This window comes from Priestia abyssalis (assembly GCF_002019595.1).
Lineage (GTDB): Bacteria > Bacillota > Bacilli > Bacillales > Bacillaceae_H > Bacillus_BA > Bacillus_BA abyssalis.
Window position 1 is genome coordinate 3478516 of the sequence record NZ_KV917369.1, and the last position, 25434, is coordinate 3503949.

The 25434-nt window shown below is 39.0% G+C and carries 19 protein-coding genes; 2 read left to right on the forward strand and 17 right to left on the reverse strand.

The window, feature by feature from the left end:
• Window positions 1-52 precede the first annotated feature (52 nt).
• From BK575_RS16770 to BK575_RS16805, 8 genes are all read right to left on the reverse strand, one after another.
• A complete protein-coding gene (locus BK575_RS16770; RefSeq protein WP_078411824.1) occupies window positions 53-1984 on the reverse strand; it encodes an ABC transporter permease in 1932 nt (643 codons plus the stop codon).
• Window positions 1971-2738 carry an ABC transporter ATP-binding protein gene (locus tag BK575_RS16775; RefSeq protein ID WP_078411826.1) on the reverse strand — a complete coding sequence of 256 codons (768 nt, stop codon included), beginning with the start codon at window positions 2736-2738 and terminating at the stop codon, window positions 1971-1973. Before BK575_RS16775 ends, BK575_RS16770 begins: the two co-directional genes overlap by 14 nt.
• A gap of 278 nt (window positions 2739-3016) precedes the next feature.
• Entirely contained in the window at window positions 3017-3724 is a 708-nt protein-coding gene (locus BK575_RS16780; protein ID WP_078411828.1) for a response regulator, read from the reverse strand.
• Window positions 3721-5322, reverse strand: a complete 1602-nt coding sequence (dcuS, locus tag BK575_RS16785; protein ID WP_078411830.1) for a DcuS/MalK family sensor histidine kinase — start codon at window positions 5320-5322, stop codon at window positions 3721-3723. The genes BK575_RS16780 and dcuS overlap by 4 nt, the downstream gene beginning before the upstream one ends.
• A 786-nt stretch (window positions 5323-6108) precedes the next feature.
• Window positions 6109-6294, reverse strand: coding sequence for an aspartyl-phosphate phosphatase Spo0E family protein (locus BK575_RS16790; protein ID WP_078411831.1), 186 nt, complete (start codon window positions 6292-6294; stop codon window positions 6109-6111).
• 318 nt (window positions 6295-6612) lie between these two features.
• The gene (locus tag BK575_RS16795; protein WP_078411833.1) at window positions 6613-6933 is read right to left on the reverse strand and encodes a MerR family transcriptional regulator; all 321 of its coding nucleotides are present in this window, start codon (window positions 6931-6933) and stop codon (window positions 6613-6615) included.
• Between the two features lie 253 nt (window positions 6934-7186).
• Entirely contained in the window at window positions 7187-8905 is a 1719-nt protein-coding gene (gene cysI, locus BK575_RS16800; RefSeq protein ID WP_078411835.1) for an assimilatory sulfite reductase (NADPH) hemoprotein subunit, read from the reverse strand.
• 26 nt (window positions 8906-8931) lie between these two features.
• Entirely contained in the window at window positions 8932-10743 is a 1812-nt protein-coding gene (locus BK575_RS16805) for an assimilatory sulfite reductase (NADPH) flavoprotein subunit (RefSeq protein ID WP_078411837.1), read from the reverse strand.
• An 830-nt stretch (window positions 10744-11573) separates the two neighbouring features.
• On the opposite strand from BK575_RS16805, the gene BK575_RS16810 reads away from it, so the two are divergent.
• Complete coding sequence (locus BK575_RS16810) at window positions 11574-12194, forward strand: YitT family protein (RefSeq protein ID WP_078411839.1); 621 nt, start codon at window positions 11574-11576, stop codon at window positions 12192-12194.
• Window positions 12195-12378: 184 nt separating this feature from the next.
• Here the strand turns inward: BK575_RS16810 and BK575_RS16815 are convergent, their stop codons facing one another.
• The 7 genes from BK575_RS16815 to BK575_RS16845 all read right to left on the reverse strand — a co-directional run bounded on the left by BK575_RS16815 (window position 12379) and on the right by BK575_RS16845 (window position 21471).
• Window positions 12379-13824, reverse strand: a complete 1446-nt coding sequence (locus BK575_RS16815; protein ID WP_078411841.1) for a glycoside hydrolase family 32 protein — start codon at window positions 13822-13824, stop codon at window positions 12379-12381.
• A gap of 12 nt (window positions 13825-13836) precedes the next feature.
• On the reverse strand, window positions 13837-14670 hold the full coding sequence (locus tag BK575_RS16820; RefSeq protein ID WP_078411843.1) for a carbohydrate ABC transporter permease: 834 nt from the start codon (window positions 14668-14670) through the stop codon (window positions 13837-13839).
• Window positions 14667-15611: a carbohydrate ABC transporter permease gene (locus tag BK575_RS16825; protein WP_078411845.1), complete on the reverse strand. Its 945-nt coding sequence runs from the start codon at window positions 15609-15611 to the stop codon at window positions 14667-14669. Before BK575_RS16825 ends, BK575_RS16820 begins: the two co-directional genes overlap by 4 nt.
• Window positions 15612-15676: 65 nt before the next feature.
• Window positions 15677-17056 carry an ABC transporter substrate-binding protein gene (locus tag BK575_RS16830; protein ID WP_078411847.1) on the reverse strand — a complete coding sequence of 460 codons (1380 nt, stop codon included), beginning with the start codon at window positions 17054-17056 and terminating at the stop codon, window positions 15677-15679.
• A 234-nt stretch (window positions 17057-17290) separates the two neighbouring features.
• Window positions 17291-18463, reverse strand: a complete 1173-nt coding sequence (locus BK575_RS16835) for a response regulator transcription factor (protein WP_078411849.1) — start codon at window positions 18461-18463, stop codon at window positions 17291-17293.
• Window positions 18464-20218: a cache domain-containing sensor histidine kinase gene (locus BK575_RS16840; protein ID WP_078411851.1), complete on the reverse strand. Its 1755-nt coding sequence runs from the start codon at window positions 20216-20218 to the stop codon at window positions 18464-18466.
• An 8-nt stretch (window positions 20219-20226) separates the two neighbouring features.
• Entirely contained in the window at window positions 20227-21471 is a 1245-nt protein-coding gene (locus BK575_RS16845) for an ABC transporter substrate-binding protein (RefSeq protein ID WP_078411853.1), read from the reverse strand.
• A 389-nt stretch (window positions 21472-21860) separates the two neighbouring features.
• Between BK575_RS16845 and BK575_RS16850 the strand changes: the two genes are divergently transcribed.
• Window positions 21861-22451: a hypothetical protein gene (locus tag BK575_RS16850; protein WP_078411855.1), complete on the forward strand. Its 591-nt coding sequence runs from the start codon at window positions 21861-21863 to the stop codon at window positions 22449-22451.
• A 713-nt stretch (window positions 22452-23164) separates the two neighbouring features.
• On the opposite strand, the gene BK575_RS16855 is transcribed toward BK575_RS16850, so the two are convergent.
• Together BK575_RS16855 and BK575_RS16865 are read right to left on the reverse strand one after the other, a co-directional pair.
• Window positions 23165-24232: a M14 family zinc carboxypeptidase gene (locus tag BK575_RS16855; protein WP_078411857.1), complete on the reverse strand. Its 1068-nt coding sequence runs from the start codon at window positions 24230-24232 to the stop codon at window positions 23165-23167.
• A 604-nt stretch (window positions 24233-24836) separates the two neighbouring features.
• Window positions 24837-25364, reverse strand: coding sequence for a GNAT family N-acetyltransferase (locus BK575_RS16865; protein ID WP_235867498.1), 528 nt, complete (start codon window positions 25362-25364; stop codon window positions 24837-24839).
• Between the last annotated feature and the right edge of the window lie 70 nt (window positions 25365-25434).

A 25434-nucleotide genomic window follows, 5' to 3' on the forward strand; every position in this document is an offset into this window, starting at 1 on the left:
GAAATTCGACGGTCATTTTTCCCGGACTTTTTAAACAACCACTTCTATTTGATTATTTTGTTTGCGTGACGATTTTGTCATACGCATTGACGGTTAAAAAGTAGTACGCAATGTAAATGCATGTATAGATGCCCATACAAATCACGACCGGCATAACTAAGTTCGTGTGCATTAAGTTTGATAATGCCGTTAGTGCCACTGTACAATGAATCATTCCAGCTAAAAGAGGCAGAGCGAAAATAAAGGCTGCTTGCTTGGCTATCGTTTTTCGAATTTCTTTTTTATTCACGCCAATTTTGTGTAAAATCTCGTAGCGCCCTTTATCGGAATGAGCTTCTGTGATTTGTTTAAAGTAAATGATGCTGCCAGTTGCAGCCAGGAAAACCAACCCTAGGAATCCGGCCATAAAAATCATTAGCCCTGATGATTCAAGAGCACTTGCATAGTCTCCATAGAAGCTTGAGAACGCAGCTTCATCCGGCAGCATCTCATGAATGTTTTCCGTTAATTGCTTTGCGTCATCTTCATTTGTAATGTTATATAATTCCATATTGATTGGATCTATTTCTTTTTTCAATGTTACGAATAGATGATCGCTGACAACGACCGCCATATTCGCCGTATATAGATTAAGAACGTTATATTTCTTCAATTCTTTAAACGTAATATTCTCGTTTCTTTCATTCACTTTTAAAGCGATGGTTTTATCAATATATTTTGGTGAAAAATCTTCCATATATATCGCATCTAATACGGCCGCTTCATCCGCTTGTAAAGTAAGCGAATCGCTGCGTCCTTGAGCTTTAGCTAACTTGTTAAAATCAGTGTTGGAAATAATGCTGTATATTCTTTCATCAGAAGAAAAAGGGTCTTTCAAATTGGTAACATCTGCCTTTACTTGAAGAGTTGAAACTTTTTCATGATTTAATACTTTATGTTTTTTATTATTTAAAATCGCAGCCTTTACTTTCTCTGTTAACTCATGATTTGAATCAATAAACATCATGCTGTTCGGGTTCATCTGTTTCACGGTCGTTCGATTGTTGTAATAAAAGCTGAAGGCTGTACAAACCGCCGTCAATGTCGTAGCGCTTAAGACAGCAATAATCGTTAACGTGCGGGCATTCCCTTTAATACGGTAAAGAAGCTGGGATCTGCCGATTAAATTAGTGCCTTTCCAGTCAATCTTTGTGTTTTTCGCTAACGTTTTTAACACATATATTGTCAACGTACTAAAGAAGAAATACGTTCCAAGAATAACAGTTATCAAAATGACCATCGGCGTGACCATGAAACCTAATGTTTCCCATACACTTGATGTTATGATGTTTTGCAGCGCCATCCAATAGCCGGTGCCAATCAACATAACGGATAATAAAGCGATGAAGAACGAGGATCTAGGCTCTTGCTCACCTTCCTTATCCGCTTGGAATAAATCAATTAATTTAAATTGATAAATTAACCGGTATCCTTGAAAAGAAGTAATGAATGTGATAATTAAGAACACCATCGCCGTATTCATAATCGCTTCAAATGAAATTGAGAAGTTGGCGATGGCGTTATAGCCCATGACTTTCATTAAAAGTGATACGAAAAATTTCGATACAACGGAACCAAACGCGATTCCGATCATAAGTGCCAAAATTCCCATGATAAAATTTTCGTAGAAAAGCATACGTCCAATTTGCTTCTTGCGTACACCAAGTAAAGAATAAAGCCCTACTTCTTTTTTGCGCTTCCGCGTAAAGAAGGAGTTGGAATACCAAATGAAAATGGCGACGAAAATCATTAAAACGACAGCCGCACCGCTGAATACAGAACTGATTTTTTGTGAGGCACCGGAACTTGCCTGAATCGTTTGATCATATTTTAATGAAACGAATGTAAAGTAAATCACAATGCTAAAAATCATAGAAGCAAAATATAGGAAATAGTTATGAAAATTTTGCTTCATATTTTTCCGGGCAATACTAAATAATGTCATTATGTCCACCTCCAAGTGAAGCGAGGACATCCAATACTTTCTGGAAAAATACCTTACGTGATTGTTCCCCTTTATGGAGTTCCGTGAAAAGCTGGCCATCTTTAATGAACAACACTCGTTTACAGAAACTCGCCGCATATGGATCATGAGTGACCATCATAATTGTTGATTTATTCTTTTCGTTCAATCCACTTAAGCTTTGAAGTAAACTTGTCGCAGATTTTGAATCGAGTGCGCCTGTAGGCTCGTCTGCCAAAATTAAGCTTGGATTTGCTACAATGGCGCGAGATGCGGCGGTCCGCTGCTTTTGTCCACCGGAAATGTGATAAGGATATTTATCTAAAATTTCACGAATTCCAAAGGTATCCGCAATTTCATTGACGCGCTTTTCAATCTCTCCCGCCGGAACCTTTGATAATGCAAGTGGAAGCAAAATATTTTCTTTTACCGTTAAAGTGTCGAGTAAATTATAATCTTGGAAAATAAAGCCCAGCTTATTGCGGCGAAAATCTGATAATTGCTCTTCTTTCATTTGGACGATATCCTGGCCGTCAATCATCACTTCACCAAAGGATGGTGTATCAATTGTCGAAAAAATATTTAATAGAGTCGATTTACCGGCGCCGGAAGGGCCCATTACTCCGATAAATTCTCCTTCTTGAATTTCCAAATTAATATCTTGCAGTGCTGTATGCATATTTCCTTTAACACCAAATACTTTTTGGACATCTTTTGCTTGTAAGACTGTTTTCATGTTCATATCTCCTTTAAAGGTAATAAATTTCAGCTTGTTTTTACTAATCACAAGCTATTTCTTACCCTGCAAAGATGATTATACGTTCCCAACCTTACACCATTTTAATGTAAACCTTACATAAACCTTAAAAAAGCCGGCTCAAAAATCATGAGCCAGCCGCTTAAGTCTAGAAAGTTCGACATGGCCGTTCTTTGGTCATGTCGAATTTTCTAAATCAATCTATATAGTTAAGGAACATGCCTGGCACACTAAAAAATAAGCAGCCAATTGGCTGCTTACAAATAATGCTTGATAACATTGCTTTTCGTTTCATTAAATTCATGCTGATAGACCGGTCTTCCTATCGTCCCATAAATGACTTTGATGTCGAGCACCCCGATATCCTTTAGAAACTTCAAGTATTTCCGAACCGACACCCTTGAAATTCCCGCACGGTCTGCAATATCTTCCGTTGAAAAAGGAGCTGTTTTTATTTCCGTGATTACCTGCCAAATCATCTTTAATGTATCTTTTGTCAGTCCTTTAGGCAATTCCTCTGGGAGACGCTTTTCTTCTTTACGCAAAATCTGCTGGTCTAATTCTGCCTGGTTAAGTACATGCTGATTTTGAATAAAAGCGGCCTTTTCTCGATAGGCGGACAAAGCGGCATTAAAACGTTCAAATTCAAATGGCTTAATTAAGTAATCGACTGCTCCCAATCTTAAAGCCTTTTGAATTCTTTCAATATCAGAAGCGGCCGAAATGACGATGACGTCTATTTCTTTTTCATTCTCCCGAATCGATGAAAGCAAATCCAATCCATGTTTTCCGGGCATAAAAATGTCCAACAGCAGCAAATCAATTCTCTGTTTTTCCAATTCCTCCATCGCTTGATCCACCGTAGAACAGACAGCCGCCAAATCAAAGCCTCCGACCTGTTCCAAATAACGTTTATTAAATTCTGCAACCATCGGATCGTCTTCTACAATCATCACACGAATCATCTTGTATCACCTTTACTTTTATATGGAATATAAACAACAAATGTCGTTCCTTCGTTTTCTTTAGAAGAAACATCGAGTTCGCCGCCCAGCTTTTGAAGGCTCTCATTTACTAAATAAAGACCCAGCCCCCGATTCTTTCCTTTTGTGGAAAAGCCTTTTTGAAAAATATCATGTTGCATTTGCTCACTAATTCCGCTCCCGGTATCTTTGACCTCGACTGTCAGTATCTCATCTCCGTAATCAAACTCGACTTCAATTCGTTTGGACGGCCGGCTTTGAACCGCTTCGAGAGCGTTATCAATCAAATTTCCGATAATGGTAATCAACTCATGCGTAATGGCTGCTTCTTCCGACTCAGGCAACTGAAACTCCGATGATAGCACAAGTTCAGCACCTGCTTCCCTTGCATAGCTCAACTTCCCGATTAAAAAGCCGGCTAACACAGGATCTTTGATTTTTCTTGCGATAAAACCTATTTCGTTTTTGCGGTGGTCAACAATCTCACTTATATAAACGGCAAGTTGATCATAATAGCGCATATGTACCATACCGAGAATGACATGGAGTTTATTCATGAATTCATGCGACTGTGCCCGCAATGCCTCGGCATATAAACGGACGCCGGTCAGCTGCTCGGCCAGTTGGCTGATTTCCGTTTTGTCCCGAAATGTCGCCACGGCGCCGACGATGTTGTTGTCGACAAATACGGGGACGCGATTGACGAGCAAAGCAACACCATTTAAATGTTGGTCTTCATCCAGTTCGGCTCGTCCAGTTTTCAGTACTCTGCTTAGCTTCGAGGCAGACATGTATGCGTCGATTTTCTTTCCGATAGGACTTTCACCTAACCCCGCTTTTTGCAAAAGCTTTAATGCCGCTTTATTGACCAGTGTAATTCGCGAATCCTGATCGACGGCGATAATTCCTTCATGTACGGATTGTAACATGGCGCTTCGCTCCTCGAGCAGCTTGGCAATCGCAAAAGGTTCAAATCCAAATAAAATTTTCTTAATATACCTGGCCAAAACAAGGGCTCCCGCAATCCCCGTTAAGATACCAAAAATGGTGCCTGCATATATATCTGAACGGCTTTTTTCTACCGCTTCCTTGACCTTATCAAGAGAAATGCCTACTGCTACCGCGCCTACTTGCTTTCCGTTCCCATCGAATACCGGTGTGAACGAACGCAAAGAATGGCCGAGCGTCCCTTTTGAAATGGAGACATGCTCTTCTCCTTTTAAAACCGCTTCTTCATCCCCCCCAACGAATCTTTGTCCAACCTTGTTTGGGTCGGGATGGGATTTACGGATTCCCTTCATATCCATGACAACGACAAATTGCACATTCGCAGCCGATCGTATATCATTGGCAAATCGTTGTATTTCTCCTTCCTCTCCCCGGCCGCTCAATCCTTCAACCACAAGAGGGGAACGTGCCATCATGCGGGCGACATTCCCTGCCTTTTCAGCCTGGCTGTCTTCGATGCTTTCGGCGACTGTCCGACTGATCAATAGGTCGGTTATTAATAGCGAAAGAGCTACTACGACGCACACGAACATCGTAATGGTCGCCTGTAAACTCCATTTTCCTTTTTTCATCTTGTCACCTCAATGATTTAAAGCTTTTTTATTTTTTTACTTTTCTATCATCAAAAATTTTATTATACCTTAATTCCGATGGCTACATGTAAGATATCATTTCGTTAAAGAATGAAAAGACGGTTCACAAGCAGAAAAGCCCATCTCCACCGGGAAATGAGCTTTTCTTTTTAGCGCTTTTCTTTTTGAAGCATGGAGATGGCAAACAGCAGAAGATAACGCTCTTTCGGAGTCAGTCTGAGCCATGATTTTACTTTGTATACCATAAACTCTCCCTCCTTATAAAGAAAATAATCAATCTATAGGACAACTGCTTATGAACAACTTCAATTCATTTCTTTTTTTCTAATTTATATAAGTTTTGTTCCCCCTCTTTTTTTTCATAAACTTTACGGAGAACATAACCTTTATCCAAATTTCGTGTCATTCCAACAGAAAAAGCCGAACTTTTCTCTTTTGTTAAAGGGAACAGCTGTCGATTGGCACGTAAAATGTATACTATTAGGAGAATATGCAAAAAACAAATTTTCGCTTAAATTGTATTTTCTATGTCAGACATTCTGCCATATCTGTAGCGTGTACACTTGAAATAATTATATGATGTATATAAGCAAAAGCTCATTGTTATAAAATGTTTCCACGTTTTATGAATAACTCCCAAAGAAAAAAGGCGTCTTACCCCGACGCCTTTTTTCTTTTTGTCTAAAGTTCCTACTAATACTTTTGCAATCTTTCATCACTTAATCGGAGTAAATCTTTTTCCACTAACAACAGTTATGCTGACTATCAAAGTCGTTTTCTCTGCCTCTGTATATACAAATTGATAAGCTCATCCAAGTCTTGGCTGCACTTTATCGTTTTTTTATCTAAAAATCCGTAATTTATCCCTAAGTGAATCAGCTCTTGCCTTTTCATATCAATCCCATTTTGTAAGTCTCCTTGTGGATCTACTGCATCTACTATTGTTACCATTGTTTTCTCTCTCCTCACAGAAATTTTCCAGTCACTAGTATATTTAAATTCAGTAGTTCAGTATTTAATAAATATTATGAACAAAAGGAGGTAAAACGAAAATAACTTCTACAAAAGTTATCATAACGTTACAAAATATGTAGAAACATTACAAAAATAGACATGCATAATTGGAAGAAATATTCCCTTTATTGTTTAAAGTGAAAAGGTATCGGTACACCATTTTGTTTGTCCGCCTCCAATAAATTCCTCTAGCGGCTTTTCTATGTTCATCTTTTCACCTCTTTTCCCTCATTGATATAAAAATTAGGAACAGCTCTATTTAAAAGCCGTTCGTTGAAAATGAGAATTCAATTGACCTCTGAGCATTTTTTTCTTTAAATCCGCTTCACTTTCCCGCTTTTTAAATTCTCGGCGAATTTCATCCGTTTGAACACCGTCTTCCACCTTTTCTGCAATTTCCATCAGCCTTTCTATATCAGAAAAAGAATATTTGCGTATACCTGAAGATGTACGATCTGGAAAAATAAGCCTCCTTTCTTCATAATAGCGAATCTTTCTTTCAGACAACCCCGTCATTTCGGTTACAATGCCCATCGTCATGACCTTTTTATCACGGTATGAATGATTAATAGACATCACTATCACATCCTAACTTCCTTCAATGTATTTTTATCCATGTTTGTAAATGCCCTTCCATTAATTTATCAGTAGGAAGCGTTTTCTAACAATATTTTTTGTAATATTTAATCTATTTAAAATATTATTATTCTTTCATTTAAGAAGAATAATATTTAGATTATAGACAAAAGGCATCCGAATGTTGCCATTCGGATGCCTTTTGTCTATAATCTGAGAGACAGGAAAATCCTGCCTCTTTTTTTACTGCTAATTATTCATGAAAATTCGTGCCGTCTGTCGTTGCTTTAATGACACCTGCACGGATGACGAAGTCACCGAAGTGCTCGCCTTCTTCACGTTCTTTTGCATATCGAGGAATAAGGACACGCAGTTCTTTCAAGATTTCTTCTTCTCCGATGTTTTCACGGTACATTTTGCTCAGACGGCTGCCGTCAAAGGCTGCACCGAGATACATATTGTATTTGCCCGGTGCTTTACCGATAAAGCCAATTTCGCCGAGCGCATGGCGCGCGCAGCCGTTTGGACAGCCAGTCATACGGATTGTAATTTCTTCGTCCCGCAAGCCGCTTTCATCCACAATCGTTTCAATCTTATCGATGAGAGTCGGTAAATAGCGTTCTGCTTCTGCCATTGCCAGTCCGCAAGTCGGAAGAGCAACACATGCGATTGAACTGCGGCGAAGTGCTGAATGGTGCTTGCCCTCCGTTAAACCGTATTGTTCAATCAGCTCGCTGATTTCTTTCTTTTTCTCACTTAATACATTGGCAATGATCACGTTCTGATTAGCCGTCAAGCGGAATTCTCCAGTATGGACTTTAGCGATTTCGCGCAAACCGGTCATCAGCTTGTAATCGTCAAAATCCGCAACACGTCCGCCCTCGATAAATAATGTACAATGCCATTTTCCTTCAACGCCTTGCACCCAGCCATAGCGGTCGCCGTTACTGTCGAAATGATAAGACTTCGCTTCACCAAGGCTCCAGCCGAGGCGATTTTCCAATTCTGCCTTGACGTTTTTCAGGCCTAGGCGGTCAACCGTGTATTTGAACCGGGCATTTTTACGGACAGAACGGTTTCCGTAATCACGTTGAATCGTAATCACTTTTTCCGCTACATCATACATTTGTTCCGGTGTACAGAAACCGATGACTTTGGCGAGCTGTGGATAGGTTGCTTTGTCACCGTGACTAAAGCCCATGCCGCCGCCGATTGCCACATTAAAACCGACAAGCTTGTCGTCTTCAACAATAGCGATGAACCCAAGGTCTTGTGAAAAGACATCAATATCATTTGATGGCGGGACTGCAATTCCGATTTTAAACTTCCGCGGTAAATAAAGCGGACCGTACATTGGTTCAACTTCTTCTACTTCCGGTGTGCCGGCCACTTTTTCTTCATCCAGCCAAATTTCATGATACGCTCTTGTACGCGGCAATAATTGATCACTTAAAATCTTCGACCATTCATATACTTCAGTATGGACTTCTGATTGATAAGGATTTGAGGTACACATAACGTTCCGGTTCACGTCACCGCAAGCCGCAATTGTATCCATCAGGGAAGCATGGATTCCCTGAATCGTCTTTTTCATATTCCATTTTAAAATGCCATGCATCTGGAATGTCTCGCGTGTTGTCAGTTTTAATGTTCCGTTGCCGTATTTTTGGGCAAGGTCGTCCATGACAAGCCATTGGTCCGGCGTTGCCACGCCCCCCGGTAAACGGACGCGCAGCATGAACTGGTACGCAGGTTCCAATTTCTGTTTTTGGCGCTCATTACGGAGGTCTCTGTCATCCTGCAAATAGCTGCCGTGGTGTTTCATCAGTCGATTGTCATCATCGGGAATGCCGGCACTCATCCGGTCAAGCATGACTTCCTTCAATGTACCGCGTAAATAGTTACTTCTTTCTTTTATTCCTTCAACATCACTTGGCGGGCCGTCCGGCGCTGTTAAAATTTTGTCTGCCATGTTGGAAAAACTCCTTTCAGTCCAAATCAGTATACATCACGTTGGTAACGTTTTTGCTTTTTCATTTCGGCAACATACTCTTCCGCTTTTTCACGGCTCATGTTACCTTCTTTTTCAATAACTTCAATCAGTGCGTTATGAACATCTTTCGCCATATTGTTCTTATCACCGCAAACGTAAACGGCCGCACCTTCTTCAAGCCACTTGAATAATTCTTTACCCTGTTCAAGCATGCGGTGCTGTACATACACTTTTTCCGCTGTGTCACGTGAAAACGCGACATCCATTCTTGTCAGCACGCCGTCTTTCAGCCATTTTTGCCATTCCGTCTGATAAAGGAAATCTGTTACGAAATGCTGGTCACCAAAGAACATCCATGATTTTCCTTGTACTCCTGTTTCTTCACGCTCTTGCATAAACGAGCGGAATGGGGCAATCCCTGTTCCAGGTCCAACCATGATGATTGGCGTATCCGGGCTCTCCGGCATTTTAAAGTGTTTGTTATTTTGAATAAAAATAGGCAATGTATCCCCTGGCTCTAAACGTTCCGCACATAAAGTAGAGCAGACGCCTTTTCGGTCACGTCCGTGTGCTTCGTAGCGGACTGCGCCGATGGTTAAATGCACTTCTTCCGGGTTAGCGGATAAGCTGCTTGCAATGGAATAAAGACGCGGCGGCATTTTACGAAGAATGGAGACAAGCTCCTGCGCCGGTACATCAAATGGGCCAAAGTCGCGAACTAAATCCAGCAAGTCTCGGCCTGTCACATACTCTTTTAATTTGTTGCGGTTTTCCGGAGATACAAGCTCTTTCAAGCCTTCATTCGCCGACAGTTTTGATGCCTGTTCAAGAACCGGTTTTGTTAACGTCGTAATTTCAAAATGAGAAGTGAGCGCTTCTTTAAGCGGGCGAGTCTCCCCATCTTTATTGACTGTTACGGTTTCGTCCGGATTCCATTTCAACTCCTGAAGAAGCATATCAACAAGAGCTGGATCATTTGTCGGATAAATACCGACGATGTCTCCGGGTTCGTATGTCAAGCCAGATCCCTCAAGCGATATCTCAAGGTGGCGCGTTTCTTTATTTGAGCCGCGGCCATTCAAATTTATATTTTCAAGTACTTCCGCTTGAAACGGATTCGTTCTGGAATACACTGTTTCAACTACCTGTGCTTGAGGTGCTGCTGCCTGAGCTGGCGCTGCACTTTCACCTTGGCCTTCATTTAAGCTGCCGAGAACGGCTTCCAGCCATTTTGCTGCCGGCTCCTCAAAGTCAACATCGCAGTCAACGCGTGGAGATAATCTAGTCCCGCCAAGATCCGCCAGGCGTAAATCAAATTCTTTTCCTGTCTGGCAGAAAAACTCATATGAGCTGTCACCAAGCGATAGAACTGAAAAACGGAGATTGTCAAGCTTTGGAGCCCGTTTGCCATGAAGAAACTCATGGAACGACAGCGCGTTATCCGGCGGCTCGCCTTCTCCATGTGTGCTCACGACAATCAGCAAATTTTGAACTTTCTTTAAACTGTTAGGTTTAAAATCGCTCATAGATGAGACGGTTACTTGAAAACCTTGTGCGGTAAGCGTTTTACCGGCATTTTCCGCGAGCTTCTGTGCGTTGCCCGTCTGTGATCCGTAAAGGATGGTCACTTCTTTCGAGATTGCCTTTACAGTGCTTTGTGCAGAAATTTCTGACACTGACGCCCCTGCGACAGGTTGGCCTGCAGCCAAATAACCACTCAGCCAGAATCGTTGAGGTTCTGTCAAAGTTGGCAGAAGGCGATTAAGGAGCTCTGCCTGCTCCTGATTAAACGGACTGTTCAATACCTGAAGTTGCAACGATATCCACCTCACAAAAAATATAAACTTACCCTACATCATTTTACTTTTAATGACGAGATTTAACAATTCTTGCTATTCATTTTTTTCAGTTAAGAAATAAAAGATTAATTTTATCCTAGATTGATTATTCCTATAAGTCAAGTCGGTTTTAATAATATACTTCTGCTTTAAGACTTTCCTAAAAAATTTTCTTAGTTAAACTTTACCGCAAATCAACGTATTAGTAAAATATATAATAATTATCATAATCATTAAGATTACTAATGATATATAGATTGATGTTTGCAAGGGATGGGAAGAATCCAATCTCACAGAAAAAGTAGCCGTAAATAAAGAGACCCTTTGAGTAGAACAATATAAAGGGATAAAGTAAACAACTAGTCGTTGCTAAATAGGGGTCAGCCTCCTGCTGAGTTAATGCTTTAACCAGACAGAGGACTGGCACTTATTTATAAAACCCTCTCACCCTTTTGTTAAGATACCGTAAACAGGACTGATTCTTCCCGCTCCTTTTTGTTCATATGATAAAATAGAAATATATTTTATAAAGAAAGGATTTTGATACCATGCTTGCTCAAAGGAGCATTTGGCATAGGCAAGATTCATCCTATACGTAGCGTTTTTGTTTGCTGATTCCATTGCAGTCAACAAAAACGAAAGTGGGCGACATTATGTTGGAGCAACGACCTCGTTATTCCTTTTGCTATATATAGAGCGGTAGTTAGCGGTGAAGCTGACTACACATAAAAGGGCAGCCGCTCTTTGCTGTATATGGCGTAGTTAGTTTCCGGATAGAGGAACAAAAAACTAACTACGAAAGAGGAATAATGATGACACGGATTCGTTGGCAGGAAGCAGGTATCATTGTTTTAGGTTCATTCATTTTAGCAGCAGCTTTTTACCATATTCATGTGCAAAATAACTTAGCTGAAGGCGGATTTATCGGCATTGCTTTATTGATCAAGCAACTGTTCAATATTTCTCCGTCTATCACGACGCTTTTACTCGATATTCCATTGATTTGGCTCGGTTCTAAATTACTTGGAAAACGAATAGCAATTAAAACCATTATAGGAGCAGCGTCTTTCTCCTTTTTCTACGCGTTGATGGAGCGCTACTCACCGTTTGAGATTAATCTGTCCCAGCATTTGTTCATTGCAGCCATCATTGGCGGTGTTCTTGTGGGATTCGGTCTCGGCCTGATTTTACGTTACGGCGGCGCGACCGGTGGAGACGATATTCTGTCTCTTATTGTAAGCAAACTATCCCGCCTTTCTGTCGGGAAGGTTTACTTTCTGTTTGATGGAATCGTTTTGGCCGTATCGCTGATTTATTTGAATTGGAATGAAGTCGCTTATACCGTTTTATCCGTCGCTGTTTGTGCATATATGACGGATTTGGTTATGGCTTATCAAAAGAGAGATTCTGCTGAAAAAGCATATATATAAGAAAAAGTCCGCCGTTTTTTGGTGGACTTTTTCTATTGGCGCTTTTCTTTTGGCAGTAGGGCGATGGCAAACAACAGCAAATACCTCTTCTTCGGCGTCAGCCTCAGCTATGAAGAAAAAACTGAACCACTTTTATCTAAGTGATGCACCTTTTTAACCAATAAAACTCCTCATAACTAATAAATTAAGAAAGGAATCCCTCAAAATGGACATGTGTTAATTCAATGTTATGCTGCGCAGAAATCGAAATTGTTTTCCCTTTATCTTGATCATACGAGGTAAAGGTGGCAACCTTTTCGCCGTCGTTAATAAATAATTCTACTGAATGAAGGTCAACGTAAAATTCCAGCGTATTCTCATCATCTCGGAAACAATCATTAATAGTGATGATACCTTGATTTCCATAATCAGAATCATAGGAAATGCGGTTGTTCGTGACATCTACATGGATGCGCGTTGATGTCGTATCCTTTTTGTGGAATTCAACCATAAATTTTGTACTGCTTGAGCGCGAAAAGTGGAGCTTTAAATACCCTGCCCCTTCACTCTCGATATCAAAGACTTCATTTTGTAACTGTTTGTTTTCAAGACTAACTATTTGTTTAAAGTATGCTTCGTGTTGAATCGCTGCCTGCTGAGTTAATTCACCATGTTGAATTGTTAACTTTCTTGGCAGCGACATCATGCCGTTAAAGCCGTATTCTTTTGGAGGTAATGTTTGATGCCAGCGATGCATCCACCCGATTAGCAGACGCTCATGATTTTTTCCTTCCGTAGACTGCGGCGCATAAAACGTTTGGCCGTAATCTAACAGTCCTTTTTTCTCTGGTGTAAAAATTCCCTTTTCGAAATCCATTTCACCAATTACATAAGCGGTAGTATTTTGAACAACTTCTTGATATTCAGGATCGCACGGCATTTCAGAAAATAAAAGAACAGATTTTCCGTCCACATGAAATAAATCCGGGCACTCTAACAGAAGATTGTCTTCAAATTTCGCTTGGTAAATCGATGAATGAAAGGCCCAGTCTAATAGATTCGTTGATTGAAACATAATAATTTCGCCGCGTCTTTGTACGTTTCTAACCGCTAGTACACAATAGTAAACTCCATCTACTTCAAGCACCTTAGGATCACGGAAATCGCAAATCAGATAGCCTTCCGGTAACTGTTTTTCACCAATTACCGGATTTTGTTCATATTTCTCAAAGGTAACGCCATCTTTGGAAAAAGCAATACATTGACGCTCGGCAACTTCCCGCTCATCTCGGTCAAAGCCGAGATTCGGATCAATGTGGCCGGTATACATTAAATAAAGATTTCCGTCTTTTTCAATCGCGCTTCCTGAGAAGCACCCATTTGCATCGTAAGCTTTGTCGTTTGCGAGCGCGACAGGGAGGTACTCCCACGTAATAAAGTCTTCTGTTTTCGCATGGCCCCAATGCATATCATTCCAAACGATATCGTACGGGTAATATTGATAAAAAAGATGATATTTCCCTTTGTAAAACGAAAAGCCGTTCGGGTCATTCATCCAGCCGATTTCAGGTGAAAAGTGAAAATAAGGGCGATTTGTTGTTTTCGTTTTGTTGTTTCGAATATATTCGTTCGCTTTTTGTAATCGATTCATAATGCACCTCTCTTATTTAATTCCGCTTTGTACTGAGCCGCTGACAATGTATTTTTGGAAAATAATATATAAGATTACAATTGGAATTGTGACAATCGTTAAGGCAGCCATAATATGACTTGTGAAAATATTGTACGTATCACTAAATACGGCATTTAAGGCCACTTGAACTGGCATTAATTCTGCCTTAGACAGCGCCATAACTGGCCATAAGAAATCATTCCAAGAAGCTAAGAAAGTTAAAATACCAACTGTAATATACATATTTAAGCTTGATGGCACAACAATTCGGAAGAAACAGCCTATTTCACTCAGTCCATCAATTTTCCCTGCTTCAATTAACTCACCGGGAAATGATAGAAAGTGCTGCCTGAATAAAAAGATGTTCATCACATTTACGATAAATGGTAAAAGATAACCCGGAACCGTATTAATTAATCCCATCTCATTAACAATTAAAAATAAAGGAAGAATTGTTGCTTCAATCGGAACGATCATTAATGCAATCACAAAAATCAGAATCCAGTCTTTAAATGGAAACTTAAATCTTGCTAAAGCATAGCCTGCTAACGAATTGATCGTTAACCCGACAATAACCGTTATCGACGCATAAATTAAGCTGTTTAAGACATTGTCAAATATATTATAAAAACCGAGTAGTTCTGTATAGGACTTAAGCGACAGGTCTTCAAATCTTGGAATAATTGCAAAAATCGTGCCGATATCTTTATAAATCACATCGTCTGTTTTAAAAGAAGAAAGAATCATCCACGCAAGAGGAATAAGAAACTGCAGGGCGACGATGAAAGCAAGGAAGGAAAAGGACATCTTCTTTATAATCTTCATGCTGATTTCTCCTCTCTAAATAGCTTTTTCACTCCAATTGATACAACAATTAAGAACACCGTAAATACTAATGTAATCGCACTTGCATAGCCGATATTGCGGTGACGGAATCCATATTCATAAATATATTGCAGAACCGTCATTGTTGAATAATCAGGACCGCCGCCTGTCATAACCATCGGCTGAACAATCAGTTTGAACGCTTGAATAGTCGTTGTAATCAATAAAAACATTAAAATGGGCTTTAAGGAAGGAATCGTAATAAATAAAAACTTTTGAAATGTATTTGCACCGTCAATGTCTGCCGCTTCATATAAACTGGAATCAATGTTTTGTAATCCAGCTAAGAAAATCATCATTTGATAGCCGCAGCCTGACCATGCAGAGATAACAACAATTGTGTACATCGCTTGCGCTGGACTAGAGAGAAACGGCTGCTTTGAAAGACCAAGATTTATAAGAATTTCATTAATGAGTCCGGATGTCGGATTTAACATAACCGTCCACAGAATTGAGATAACAACTAATGATAAAACCGCCGGTGAAAAATAAGCTGTGCGGAAAAAGCCGATCCCTCTTAACTTTTTATTTGCGATAAGTGCTAAACCAAGTGCCATTGATAGCTGTAAAGGCACAACAAGGACCGTAAATTTGATCGTGTTATAAAAACTTTGAATTAATACTTCATCTGTCAGCATTCGTTTAAAATTTTCAAGACCGGTAAATTGTTTTTCATGCGGCTTTAATAAATAATAGTCCGTAAATCCGTACGTAAACGCTAAAATAATCGGAAGAACAATAAACAGAACAGCAAGTACCATCGCCGGCATTAAAAACCCATATGCTGATGCAACTTCACCTTTTTTATAATGCTCGCTGTTCCGATGATGCTCCGTTAAATTCCTCACTTGAACAAAGCGGCCTAAATTTACATTTTTCATAATTTCACATCCTTTATTTAGAAATGAAGAGGTGAGGTTATTCCCCCGCCTCTTTATTTCTTAAATTATTTTTTATACTTTGCAAATTCTAATTCAATTTTCTTTGCCGCATCATCTAAATACTGCTGAATCGTTTCTGAATCCGTTGCTTTGTTTTGGGCGATTTTTAAAATAACATCTTTTGCAAATGTTTCTGATAAATACGGATAGCCAGGTGATACCGGACGGGATTTATTCGTTTCTTCAACTTGATATTTTAATACTGTCCACGCATCATTGTGATACGGGTTGTCCGTATTTGTATCAATGACATCAATTGAATGAACTCGTGTCGGAATCGATCCATTCATATGGTAATACTCTTTTGCCGCTTCATCGTTATTTAACCATTCCATTACTTCGACAATTTGCTTCACGCGTTCTTCGTCTTCAATTTGTCCGTTACGAACAAACGCCCAGCTTCCGGATGGAGTGTATAATCCATCATAATTTTCGTTCATTTTCGGATAACGAACTGTTTTAAACTTTAAGTTCGGATAATTATTAACAAGTTCACTCACATACCAGAAACCGCTTACAGATAAAGCAGATTTTCCTGTATGGAACGTTTTTTCCGACTCTGTTGCGCTTGCAAGTGCCGGCTCTTCAAATAACTGCGCATATTTCGTTAATGCTTCTACACTTTTCTCACTGTTTAACGCACCATCAACCGTTACACCGTCTTCTCCAACAATGTTTGCGTCATTTCCCCAAAGAAGCGGTGTAAAATAATAGGTTCCTAACTCATAAGCACCTGCAGTAATATCTGTTAATAATAAACTTACAGCCACTTCATAGTTTTCAAAGGCAGGATCATTTGTTGTTTTGGCAAACTCATCAATTTTGCGGGCTAAGTCGACGAATTGATCCCATGTCCAATCTTCATCAACCGCTGGAACTAATGCTTTTAAATCTTCTGGTAAAGCATTAATCATGTCTTCGTTATACATAACTGCTACACCTGAATCTGAGTAACCCATTCCGTAAAACTTTCCATCAACCGTGCCTTGGTCAATGATTGACTGTGTGAACCCTTCTTTAAATCCTTCGCTCATATAGCCGTCTAATTCACCAAGAAGCCCCGCATCTACATAAGCACCAATATCCGGACCATCCAGTGTAAAAATGTCAGGCATGTCATTTGCCGTAATTGCTGCGTTTAATTTATCAATGTACCCTGAGCCGGCGCCGGCGCGTGTAATATTTTGAATTTCTACCTGCGGCTTGTCTGGATTTGCTTCATTGTAGCTTTTCACGCGGTCTGCAAACATTTTTCCTTCCGGATGATCAGCTGATGCCTGTGTCCAAATCATAATTTTTTCACTGCTGCTAGTTTTGTCTGAACTGCAGGCAGCTAATGAAAAAACTAAAGACAGAATGGAAATGAACAACATGAACTTTTTCATATTTCTTTCTCCCCCTTATTTTTCAAAAGATATGATCAAGCGCTTCCATCACTGAGATATGGGTTTATGAAGCGTTTTCATAATTTAATGATAAGATATTTACAGCGCTTTCAAAACGCGGCATTTCTCTAAAAAATGTTTAAATTCTTATTATGGCAGCAAAGCAGAAGTGCCTTGATCATCCCCGACAAGCACAAGAAAAGAAAAAAGCCTCATCACCAAATAGTGAGAGACTTACTTATTCTTTACCGACTTTCGATATTGACTGGGTGTTTGATTCATTTTCCTTTTAAACACTTGGCTGAAGTAGCGCTGATCGATATAGCCGACTTTCTTGGCAATTTCATATGTTTTAAGATCGGTATTTTGCAGGAAAAGACAGGCATATTCCATTCTGACATTCGTTAAATAATCAAGAAAGGTAAGACCCGTTTTTTGTTTAAAAAGCAGACTGAAATAGCTCACACTTAACCCTGCTTTTTCGGCTGCCTGTTCGACGCCAAGATCGGTTTGAAAGTGATTTCGGATATATTCAAGCGCCTCTTCCATCATTTCTGCCGCGGATTGAGTCGTTTTATATTCTTCTTTTAACCGCTCTTCAGTCAGAACATTGCCGCTTATATAATTTTCATATTTTAATAATTGCTTGGCAAAATGAACCGACTGCTTTACATCAAATAACTGTTCAACAACCTTACCAATTGAGATGATGCATTGAGCCGAGCCTTCTTCAAGAAGCTTCCCTGAAAAGACTTCGATAATATTCTCCGCTTCATTGATAAAGTGATGTGCCATTTCAACGACTACAATAACTTCTTTATCTGAAAGCTTATAAACAAAAAAGTTTGGATTCCATTTAGAAAGGAATTCTTTATTTTTTGTAAAAATCGCTTCAATGCCTTCTTTATAGTTTTTTACGATTATTGAGAAATAAAAGGCTTGTTTGTTGCTGAGTGAAGCGTCCGCTTTTCCCGACGTAATCAACTCATAAATGGCATATTTCTCTTGCTCATACGCACTTACCTTTTGCTCTTTTAATTTGTGAAGCGCTCTTTTAATGCAATCTTCCAACTCATCATAATCAATTGGTTTTAAAATATAGTCGAACGCGTTATTTTTAAGCCCTTCTTTTGCATATTCAAAGTCATCATAACCGCTTATTAAAATAACTACCGGCTTGTTATCGCGCTTATTTAATGTTTTTAACAGTTCAATTCCGCTCATTTCCGGCATTGAAATATCCGTTAAGAGAAGATCGACTTGTTCATTTTCAAAGATTTCCATGACTTCTTGTCCATTTTGAGCGGTTCCAATAATTTCACAATCTAATCCGTTCCAATCAATGATTCTCGTAAGATTTTTTAAAATGATTTTTTCGTCATCCGCAATTACTACCTTATATCCCATTTAATCACCTTTAATCGGAAATGAAATTTTAATACACGTGCCTTCATGTTTCGTCGAACAAATGAGCAGACCATATTTTTCGCCATAAAAAAGTCTGATTCGCTCATCCACATTGCGTACACCATGACCGTTATTTCTTTGAGTATGATGATTTTCTAGTTTCCATTTATTTAATTCGATTAAAACATTTTCGTCAATACCCTTGCCGTTGTCTTCAATCCAAAACTCGCCTTGACCGTTTGAAATCGTTCCTCTAATCTTAATGAGCCCTCCTTCATCGTCACTGTTTGAAAACGCATGGATAAGAATATTTTCTACGAGCGGCTGCAAAATCAGTTTAAGAACCGGATAATCATTCAGCTCTTCCTCTACATTAACTTCAAAAGCAAAGCGATTATCAAATCTTATTTTCTGTATTTCAAGATAGCTGATTACATGACGGATTTCATCTTTTACTTTTACTTCATAACCGCCATTAATACTGATACGAAGCAGTTTACCGAGGTTAATCGTCATTTTACTAATTTCCCTTTGACCGTTTAAAGCAGCGAGCGCATTAATCGACTCAAGCGTATTGTATAAAAAGTGAGGATTGATTTGCTGCTGCAACACTTTAAACTGCGCCTCGCGCTTGCGTTCCTGTTCGTTCTCAATGTCGCTCATCAATTGCTGCAGTTTGCCAATCATGTTATTAAAGCCTTGCGAAATATTTTGTAATTCTTTAAATTTAAATCTTCCCATTCGTTTGCTTAATCTGCCGCTTTCAACTTGCTTCATGCTTGTTAACAGTTCATGAATAAAATGGGAAATTCTTTTTAAATACAATAAATTAAATAAAATCGTGGTTAACACCGTAAACCCTACAACGACTAACATCGTGTTTCGAATATTAACGATATCACTGGCAATTGTTTTCCACGGCTTTATCGATACGAGGAAAAGCTCTGAGTTACCTCCCGTTTCAAAGCTGGACGGCATATACGTTATCAAACTTTTTTCATCGTTCCATTCAGCAGTAAGGTAACCGCTTTTATTTATTGGAAATTCAGAAAAACTTTCTATGTCTAATGTTCTTCCAATGAAATTGCGATTTAATGAATAAAGCACGATTCCTTCTTTATTTACAATTAATTCATCACTCGGACCTCCATAAATATCTTTAAAAATTGGATCAAATAAATTTAGTTTTACCTGTAAGATGAAATATCCTAAATCATCAAGTGTGTTAAGGTCTTTTACGACTCTTGCCTGCGTTAGCATATATTCTTGACTAAAAAACAGGTTTTGGTTTTCATATGGAGTTAACCAAACCGGACGTCCTTTTTCCTGTAAAATCTGATCCAAAAACAAACTTGAGCGAAGCGTATCTAAGTTCGTAACCTTCTCATCATTATACGTAATTACATTTCCGTCAAGCGTATAAAGAACAAGATTGTCAATCTGTGAATTTCCGTACATCTTTGCGGCGATCTCCTGCTGATCGCTGTAAAATTCATAAATCGAGGACGCATTTTGTGTACTTAAATAGTCCTGAACAGCACTTGATGAAACAACATAGTCAGAAAAGAAATTCACTTCAGAAACAGTGGCTAATAAATTGCGATCAACCGCCTTTAACGTTTGGATCATCTGCTCACTAATATTTTTTTGTAACGTGGTGGATGAGATTGTGTAAGAAACAACCCCTAAAATAATAATTGGAATTAACACAAAACAAAGAAAAGCTATAATTAACTTATGTTGAAATTTAATCATATCGGCACCTAATTCTTTTCAGCAGCATTTGCATAGCGGTTAAACATTTTTTCCAGATTTTGAAGGTAAACATCGATATTTTGATCATCGTAAAACTTGGCCGTATATTTTCGAAACTCCGATTCTGCGGCAGTTCCTCCTGCCCAGTAATGGTTTGGCCAATTTGCTACTTGCCCGCTTGCGATTTTTGCTCTTATTAAATGCCCTTCTTTATAGGTGTTTGTAACTCCTTTAACAGCACTGATTGAACCTTCGAAATCGGACATTCGTTGAGCGTTTTCCTTTTTTATTAAAAACGCTAAAAACGCTTTTGCTTCTTCGGGATGCTTCGTATCAGCCGAAACCGCAAAGCCGATATCAACTCCCCCTAATACGTTGTGCTCCTTTTGATTTATTGCTGGAAATGGAAAAATTCCGTAATTTAAATAAGGATTGGATTTTTCAATCATTGTAAGCGCCCATGTGCCCATAATGTACATTGAACCCTCACCATTTGCAAATTTTTTATTGGCATCATAATAACTGTCTTTAAAAGAATCTGGCTGCACATATGAAAGTACAGTAAGCATTTTCTCAGATATTTCTCTCCACCTCGGATCAGATACGATTGAGTACTCATCTTTTTCCCAATAGCTAGGTTCAAATTCATTTGCCACTAAGTTTAGATTAAAAATACTTGCCTGGTTAATATCGTTGTTCGGCATAATTAAAGCTGTTTTTCCATTAGACTTTAACGCTTCCAATGTGTGAACAAACGAATTCCAGGTTTGAGGAATGGCCAAATTTAGTTCTTCAAAATGATTCTTATTATACAAAACACCGACCGCATTTTGCGTTAAAGCAGCACCGTACATCTTTCCGTCTACAAGATAGCGATTTTGGATAGTTGGCTGGATATCCTTAATAAAAGGTTCATTTGATAAATCCAGCAAATATCCTTTTTCAGCTCTTACTTTGTAATCTTGTTCGATCGGATACGTAATAAACAGATCCGGAATATCTCCTCGTGCAATTCTTGCTTTTAACACTGTCATCGGTTCAGGCACGATTTCCTGCTTGATCGTCACGTTCGGATGCAGCGCTTCAAATTCTTGAATAAGTTCATTAAAAATCACTTCTGTTTCAGGTTTCGGTGAAAAAAATTCAAGTTCAATCCTCTCTTCTTTCATGATAGATTGATTCAATTCATTGTCTATACACCCGGTCAACAAGAGAATGAGAAAAAGGGGACTGAGAGAAAGTAATTGGTTCATATATCCTCCTAATAGAATAATCAAATACTCCGTTGTTTATATTTTCCTTTATCTATACTATAAATCTCCCTATTTTACTAAGCAATGCCTCTATTTTCAATCATAGAAAATTAGGGGAGTGGTGAGTTATGATCTAAATTCTTTAAGTGTTTGACATACATCAGATTCACGATCACAATTGGAATGCTTGGCTTACAGTCCACTAATGAAGGAGTGGACTTCACATGCGGAAAATCTTTGAAACCCTTCCCATAGCTGCATTTCCAATAAAACGAACGACGGATTCCTTCAAATGATGTATAATATTGGAGAAAAATGAAGAAAAAGGTGTCTCCTATATCAAATTCATCAAAGGAATCATGACACAAAGTTATCAAGGAGGAGTTTAATTGCTCTGGCTGTACGTTGCTTTATTCATCACCGCTCTTATAATGGGCATGTTAAACGTTTCGCAATGGGTTTTAATTGCTACCCTCATCGGATTTACAGCCCTTTCTTTATGGCAGTCGTTTTATCCAATTTTATTTGAAAAAGACGAAAAGAAAATCATGAAATTTCTTGGAAAGTCGAAACAGGCACATTATCAATTTCTTTATCATTTTTTCAATGATGACATGCCAAAAGCGGAGGCGTCCCTTCAACGCATCCGTTCCAAGCGTATGCAAAATGCTTCCAACCTTCTCCTTTTCACGAAGAAAAAGCAGTATACAGAAGTAAAAGCGCTGCTCCCACAAATGAAAGATGACGATGTGAAATCGTATTACAGCGCGGTCATCGCCTATGAAGAACAGGACAACTCCGGCTACGAGGAATATAAGGGGAAAATACAAGATCAAGATTATGTCACTTGGCTTGAAGTCGAAGAAAAAGTCCAGCAAGGCCGCAAAGCTGAGGCACTTGCGATGCTTGACGAACAACTGTTAAAGCTTAAAGGCTTAAAGCGGTTGTCTGCCGTTCATTATCGGAAGGAAATCGCCTGACAAACCAAAAAAGGCTCTATGAAAGCCTTCTTCTGCACGAATAAGTCATAAATACGATAGAAATAGAAGAAACCAAGCTTATTTATGGTAAGAAGGGAAAAACACCTCCTATCATGATTAACACGACGGCTAACAAACTTATCGACAAAATAATGTATAAAAGCCCTACAATCAGATTTTCAGTCATGTTTTTCCCCCTCCATCCATCATCTTGCTTCTATCGCCCGCGGCCTGTTTCTCCTGGGTATGCCATGTATGTTTATCGGAAACAACAATAAGCGGCCTTGTCCATCCTCTGAGGAAGCACAAGGCCGCTTACATTATTTCTTCATTCATGATAATGCTAATCCTTTCCGTACATCTATATAATTAGGAGGATCTCCCCATGGCAAGAGAGCTTTTTAATGATGGTATCTTGTATCCCCGGCAAATCCTTCATCTGCCTTCGCCTCACTCAAATCACTGGAACCACACCTTTCCTTTATGTTTCTTGCTGCTTTTTTCATTGTTTTTCCACATCTCCCCTTTCACCGTTTGGTTGATGAAATTATTTGTGGTGTATGTATGGTGTATATTCATCATACAAGAAGTAAGGGAACATGTAAATACTAAATATTATAAATTTTCTGATTTTTATAACAGGATGAAAAAACCCCGGTACTTCACGTGCAGCAAAGAGACCCGCAAAACGCACGGGTCTCCTTTTAACAAAACTATTCATTATCGTCTTCTTCACCTGTCCTTGTTGTTTGGAAAGGAAGCGTGTCCCAAAAGCTTGTATCCGCTGTTTCGATCGATCCATCTGCAATGGCTCTTACCGTCGCATCTAATGTCGTAATCGTTTGCTTAATTAAATACCCGTTGCTTTTTTGTCCTAGCGCGTATGACTCAATATAATGATCGGACATTCCGCGCATTTCAAAAAGAAGAGTAGAAATATCATAACGAACGGCCACACCATTGCGCCCAATATTTTTACCGTCTCCTCCACTGTATTTGCCTATATGGCCCCAGCCTGTCTCTTCAAGAGCACCATACACAACAGCTCCAAGTTTTTTAGAGCCTTCTAACACTTCTTGTTTGACTTCTGCATTTGTCGGGTAAAGGATGGAACCCGACACAAGCTCACCTTCTGTTTCACTCATAGCCCCTTGATGGTGTAAGTCAATCATATAATCAATATCGTATTTGGCCAACACATTTTCGTGCAATGCTTTCGCTTCTGGTTCCATATCGTTGACAGACTTATCATGTTCACGGTTTAAATCCACTTCGTTCGCGTTGTAACGTGTTAAATGGCGATCGCCGTCTGCCAAGTAGTCATCAAGTGAAAAATCAACATCCCCCATAGCTCCGTCTGCATTAAGCATTGGAATGACGAGTACATTGACATTTTCCAAAACACCTTTCGTTTTGTTCGTACCTAAGTGCTTAATGAACTCTAGTGCCCCTTCAGTCGTAAGCTGTTCATTTCCGTGCTGCTGAGTTAAAAACAAAATCGTCGGATTATTTGGATCGGATATGTATTTTGCCATATAAATATCTCGCCCTTTTACCGTTTGTCCAATAACTTCAAGTTCCAGCGTGTCCTGTTTGGCATCTTGCTTTTCAAGATAATCGATCATGCTTTCATACGTATGCAGTATCGATGTTTGGATGGAACCATGCCCGGGAGTTGGACCATTTCCAACCGCACCTGCTGGAACAGCCGCTGCGGTAACAGCTCCAAACGCCATTAAACTAGATAAAGAAACAGATAATACTTTGTTTTTCAAACTCATCAACGATTCCCCCACCCTATTGTTGAATGTAACACTATTCTATTATCCTGTTTCATATTAGTAGTGTTAATAGTGTATACAACCTATTTGCTCGACATATTTCGAATAGCGAAATATATGTCAATAGACATGCATTCATATCCTTGATTGGGAAATAATAGACATTTTGTAATATTGCATCTATAACAAACATGATGAACGACACCATTTTTGTTATAGCACTAGGAACCGTCTCTTTAACTACCACTCTATTATTTTCAGGATTTGGGACACCACTTTTTATATCAGCGGCAAGTAAGAACAAGCCTGAAACAACAAGCTGTTGATCATCAAAACGGCCTGGTCTCATCAGGTTCATTAAACCCTCAAAAATCGCGTATTTTGCTGATGTTTACGTTAACCTAAACAAAGAACCCAAAGAAAATCCAAGAATTTTTTAATGAATATTAAATCGATGACTGAAAGGTTTTAATTAGATTTCCCTCTTAAACAGCTATGTTGATATTTCAGCAAAATAAAAACGACCATTTTTTTCTCTGTATTAATCGTACCTTGTTGACGCTATCCATTCAACAAGGTACATATGTTTAAATCTTCATTATTTTTACTCAACACATAATACCGAGATATCTTTCCATCCGTACGCGGCATCCTCCACTACGGTTTCTCCAAACGTACTAGTCCTATGATTATATTCTTTTCCACCCAAACATTCATAAAAACCTAGTCCAGATTTATTCTGTTTCATCACCCAAACCATCATGGAAAGCATGCCATGTTCTTTAAAATGCTTGGCGATAGCTGAAACAAGCTGCCTTCCAACGCCTAATCCTCTACATTCCTGGAAGAGATACAGAGAATATAATTCTCCATCGAAATTCTCGTCAGCACTACTTTTACCTGATGCAAAACCTATCATTTCCCCCGCATCATTAATTGCAACATAAATAAAAGATCCATTTACGTTATTAAAAAAAGCATTCCATCTTTTTTCTGCCTGTTCATAAGATAATTCGGCCAGATAATCGTCTGGTACTAGGCCGCGATAAGTAGTCCTCCAACCATCAACATAAACCTTTGCTACGCCCTTTATATCTTCTTTACTTGCTTTCCGAATCTCCAAGCAAAACACCTCCAGTACAAAAGTAAGTAAATTATTATAGCATTTTTTAACAAAGCCCATTAAACAAAAAAGCAGAAAG

What these genes read in the sequence shown, in the direction of transcription:
- BK575_RS16795 (WP_078411833.1), bottom strand. Translation starts at nt 6,933, where the DNA reads ATGTCTATTAATCATTCATACCGTGATAAAAAGGTCATGACGATGGGC.
- BK575_RS16840 (WP_078411851.1), bottom strand. Translation starts at nt 20,218, where the DNA reads ATGATTAAATTTCAACATAAGTTAATTATAGCTTTTCTTTGTTTTGTG.
- BK575_RS16835 (WP_078411849.1), bottom strand. Translation starts at nt 18,463, where the DNA reads ATGGGATATAAGGTAGTAATTGCGGATGACGAAAAAATCATTTTAAAA.
- BK575_RS16825 (WP_078411845.1), bottom strand. Translation starts at nt 15,611, where the DNA reads ATGAAAAATGTAAATTTAGGCCGCTTTGTTCAAGTGAGGAATTTAACG.
- BK575_RS16820 (WP_078411843.1), bottom strand. Translation starts at nt 14,670, where the DNA reads ATGAAGATTATAAAGAAGATGTCCTTTTCCTTCCTTGCTTTCATCGTC.
- BK575_RS16775 (WP_078411826.1), bottom strand. Translation starts at nt 2,738, where the DNA reads ATGAAAACAGTCTTACAAGCAAAAGATGTCCAAAAAGTATTTGGTGTT.
- BK575_RS16810 (WP_078411839.1), top strand. Translation starts at nt 11,574, where the DNA reads ATGATGACACGGATTCGTTGGCAGGAAGCAGGTATCATTGTTTTAGGT.
- BK575_RS16790 (WP_078411831.1), bottom strand. Translation starts at nt 6,294, where the DNA reads ATGGTAACAATAGTAGATGCAGTAGATCCACAAGGAGACTTACAAAAT.
- BK575_RS16855 (WP_078411857.1), bottom strand. Translation starts at nt 24,232, where the DNA reads ATGAGTTTGAAAAACAAAGTATTATCTGTTTCTTTATCTAGTTTAATG.
- BK575_RS16845 (WP_078411853.1), bottom strand. Translation starts at nt 21,471, where the DNA reads ATGAACCAATTACTTTCTCTCAGTCCCCTTTTTCTCATTCTCTTGTTG.
- cysI (WP_078411835.1), bottom strand. Translation starts at nt 8,905, where the DNA reads ATGGCAGACAAAATTTTAACAGCGCCGGACGGCCCGCCAAGTGATGTT.
- dcuS (WP_078411830.1), bottom strand. Translation starts at nt 5,322, where the DNA reads ATGAAAAAAGGAAAATGGAGTTTACAGGCGACCATTACGATGTTCGTG.
- BK575_RS16830 (WP_078411847.1), bottom strand. Translation starts at nt 17,056, where the DNA reads ATGAAAAAGTTCATGTTGTTCATTTCCATTCTGTCTTTAGTTTTTTCA.
- BK575_RS16780 (WP_078411828.1), bottom strand. Translation starts at nt 3,724, where the DNA reads ATGATTCGTGTGATGATTGTAGAAGACGATCCGATGGTTGCAGAATTT.
- BK575_RS16770 (WP_078411824.1), bottom strand. Translation starts at nt 1,984, where the DNA reads ATGACATTATTTAGTATTGCCCGGAAAAATATGAAGCAAAATTTTCAT.
- BK575_RS16815 (WP_078411841.1), bottom strand. Translation starts at nt 13,824, where the DNA reads ATGAATCGATTACAAAAAGCGAACGAATATATTCGAAACAACAAAACG.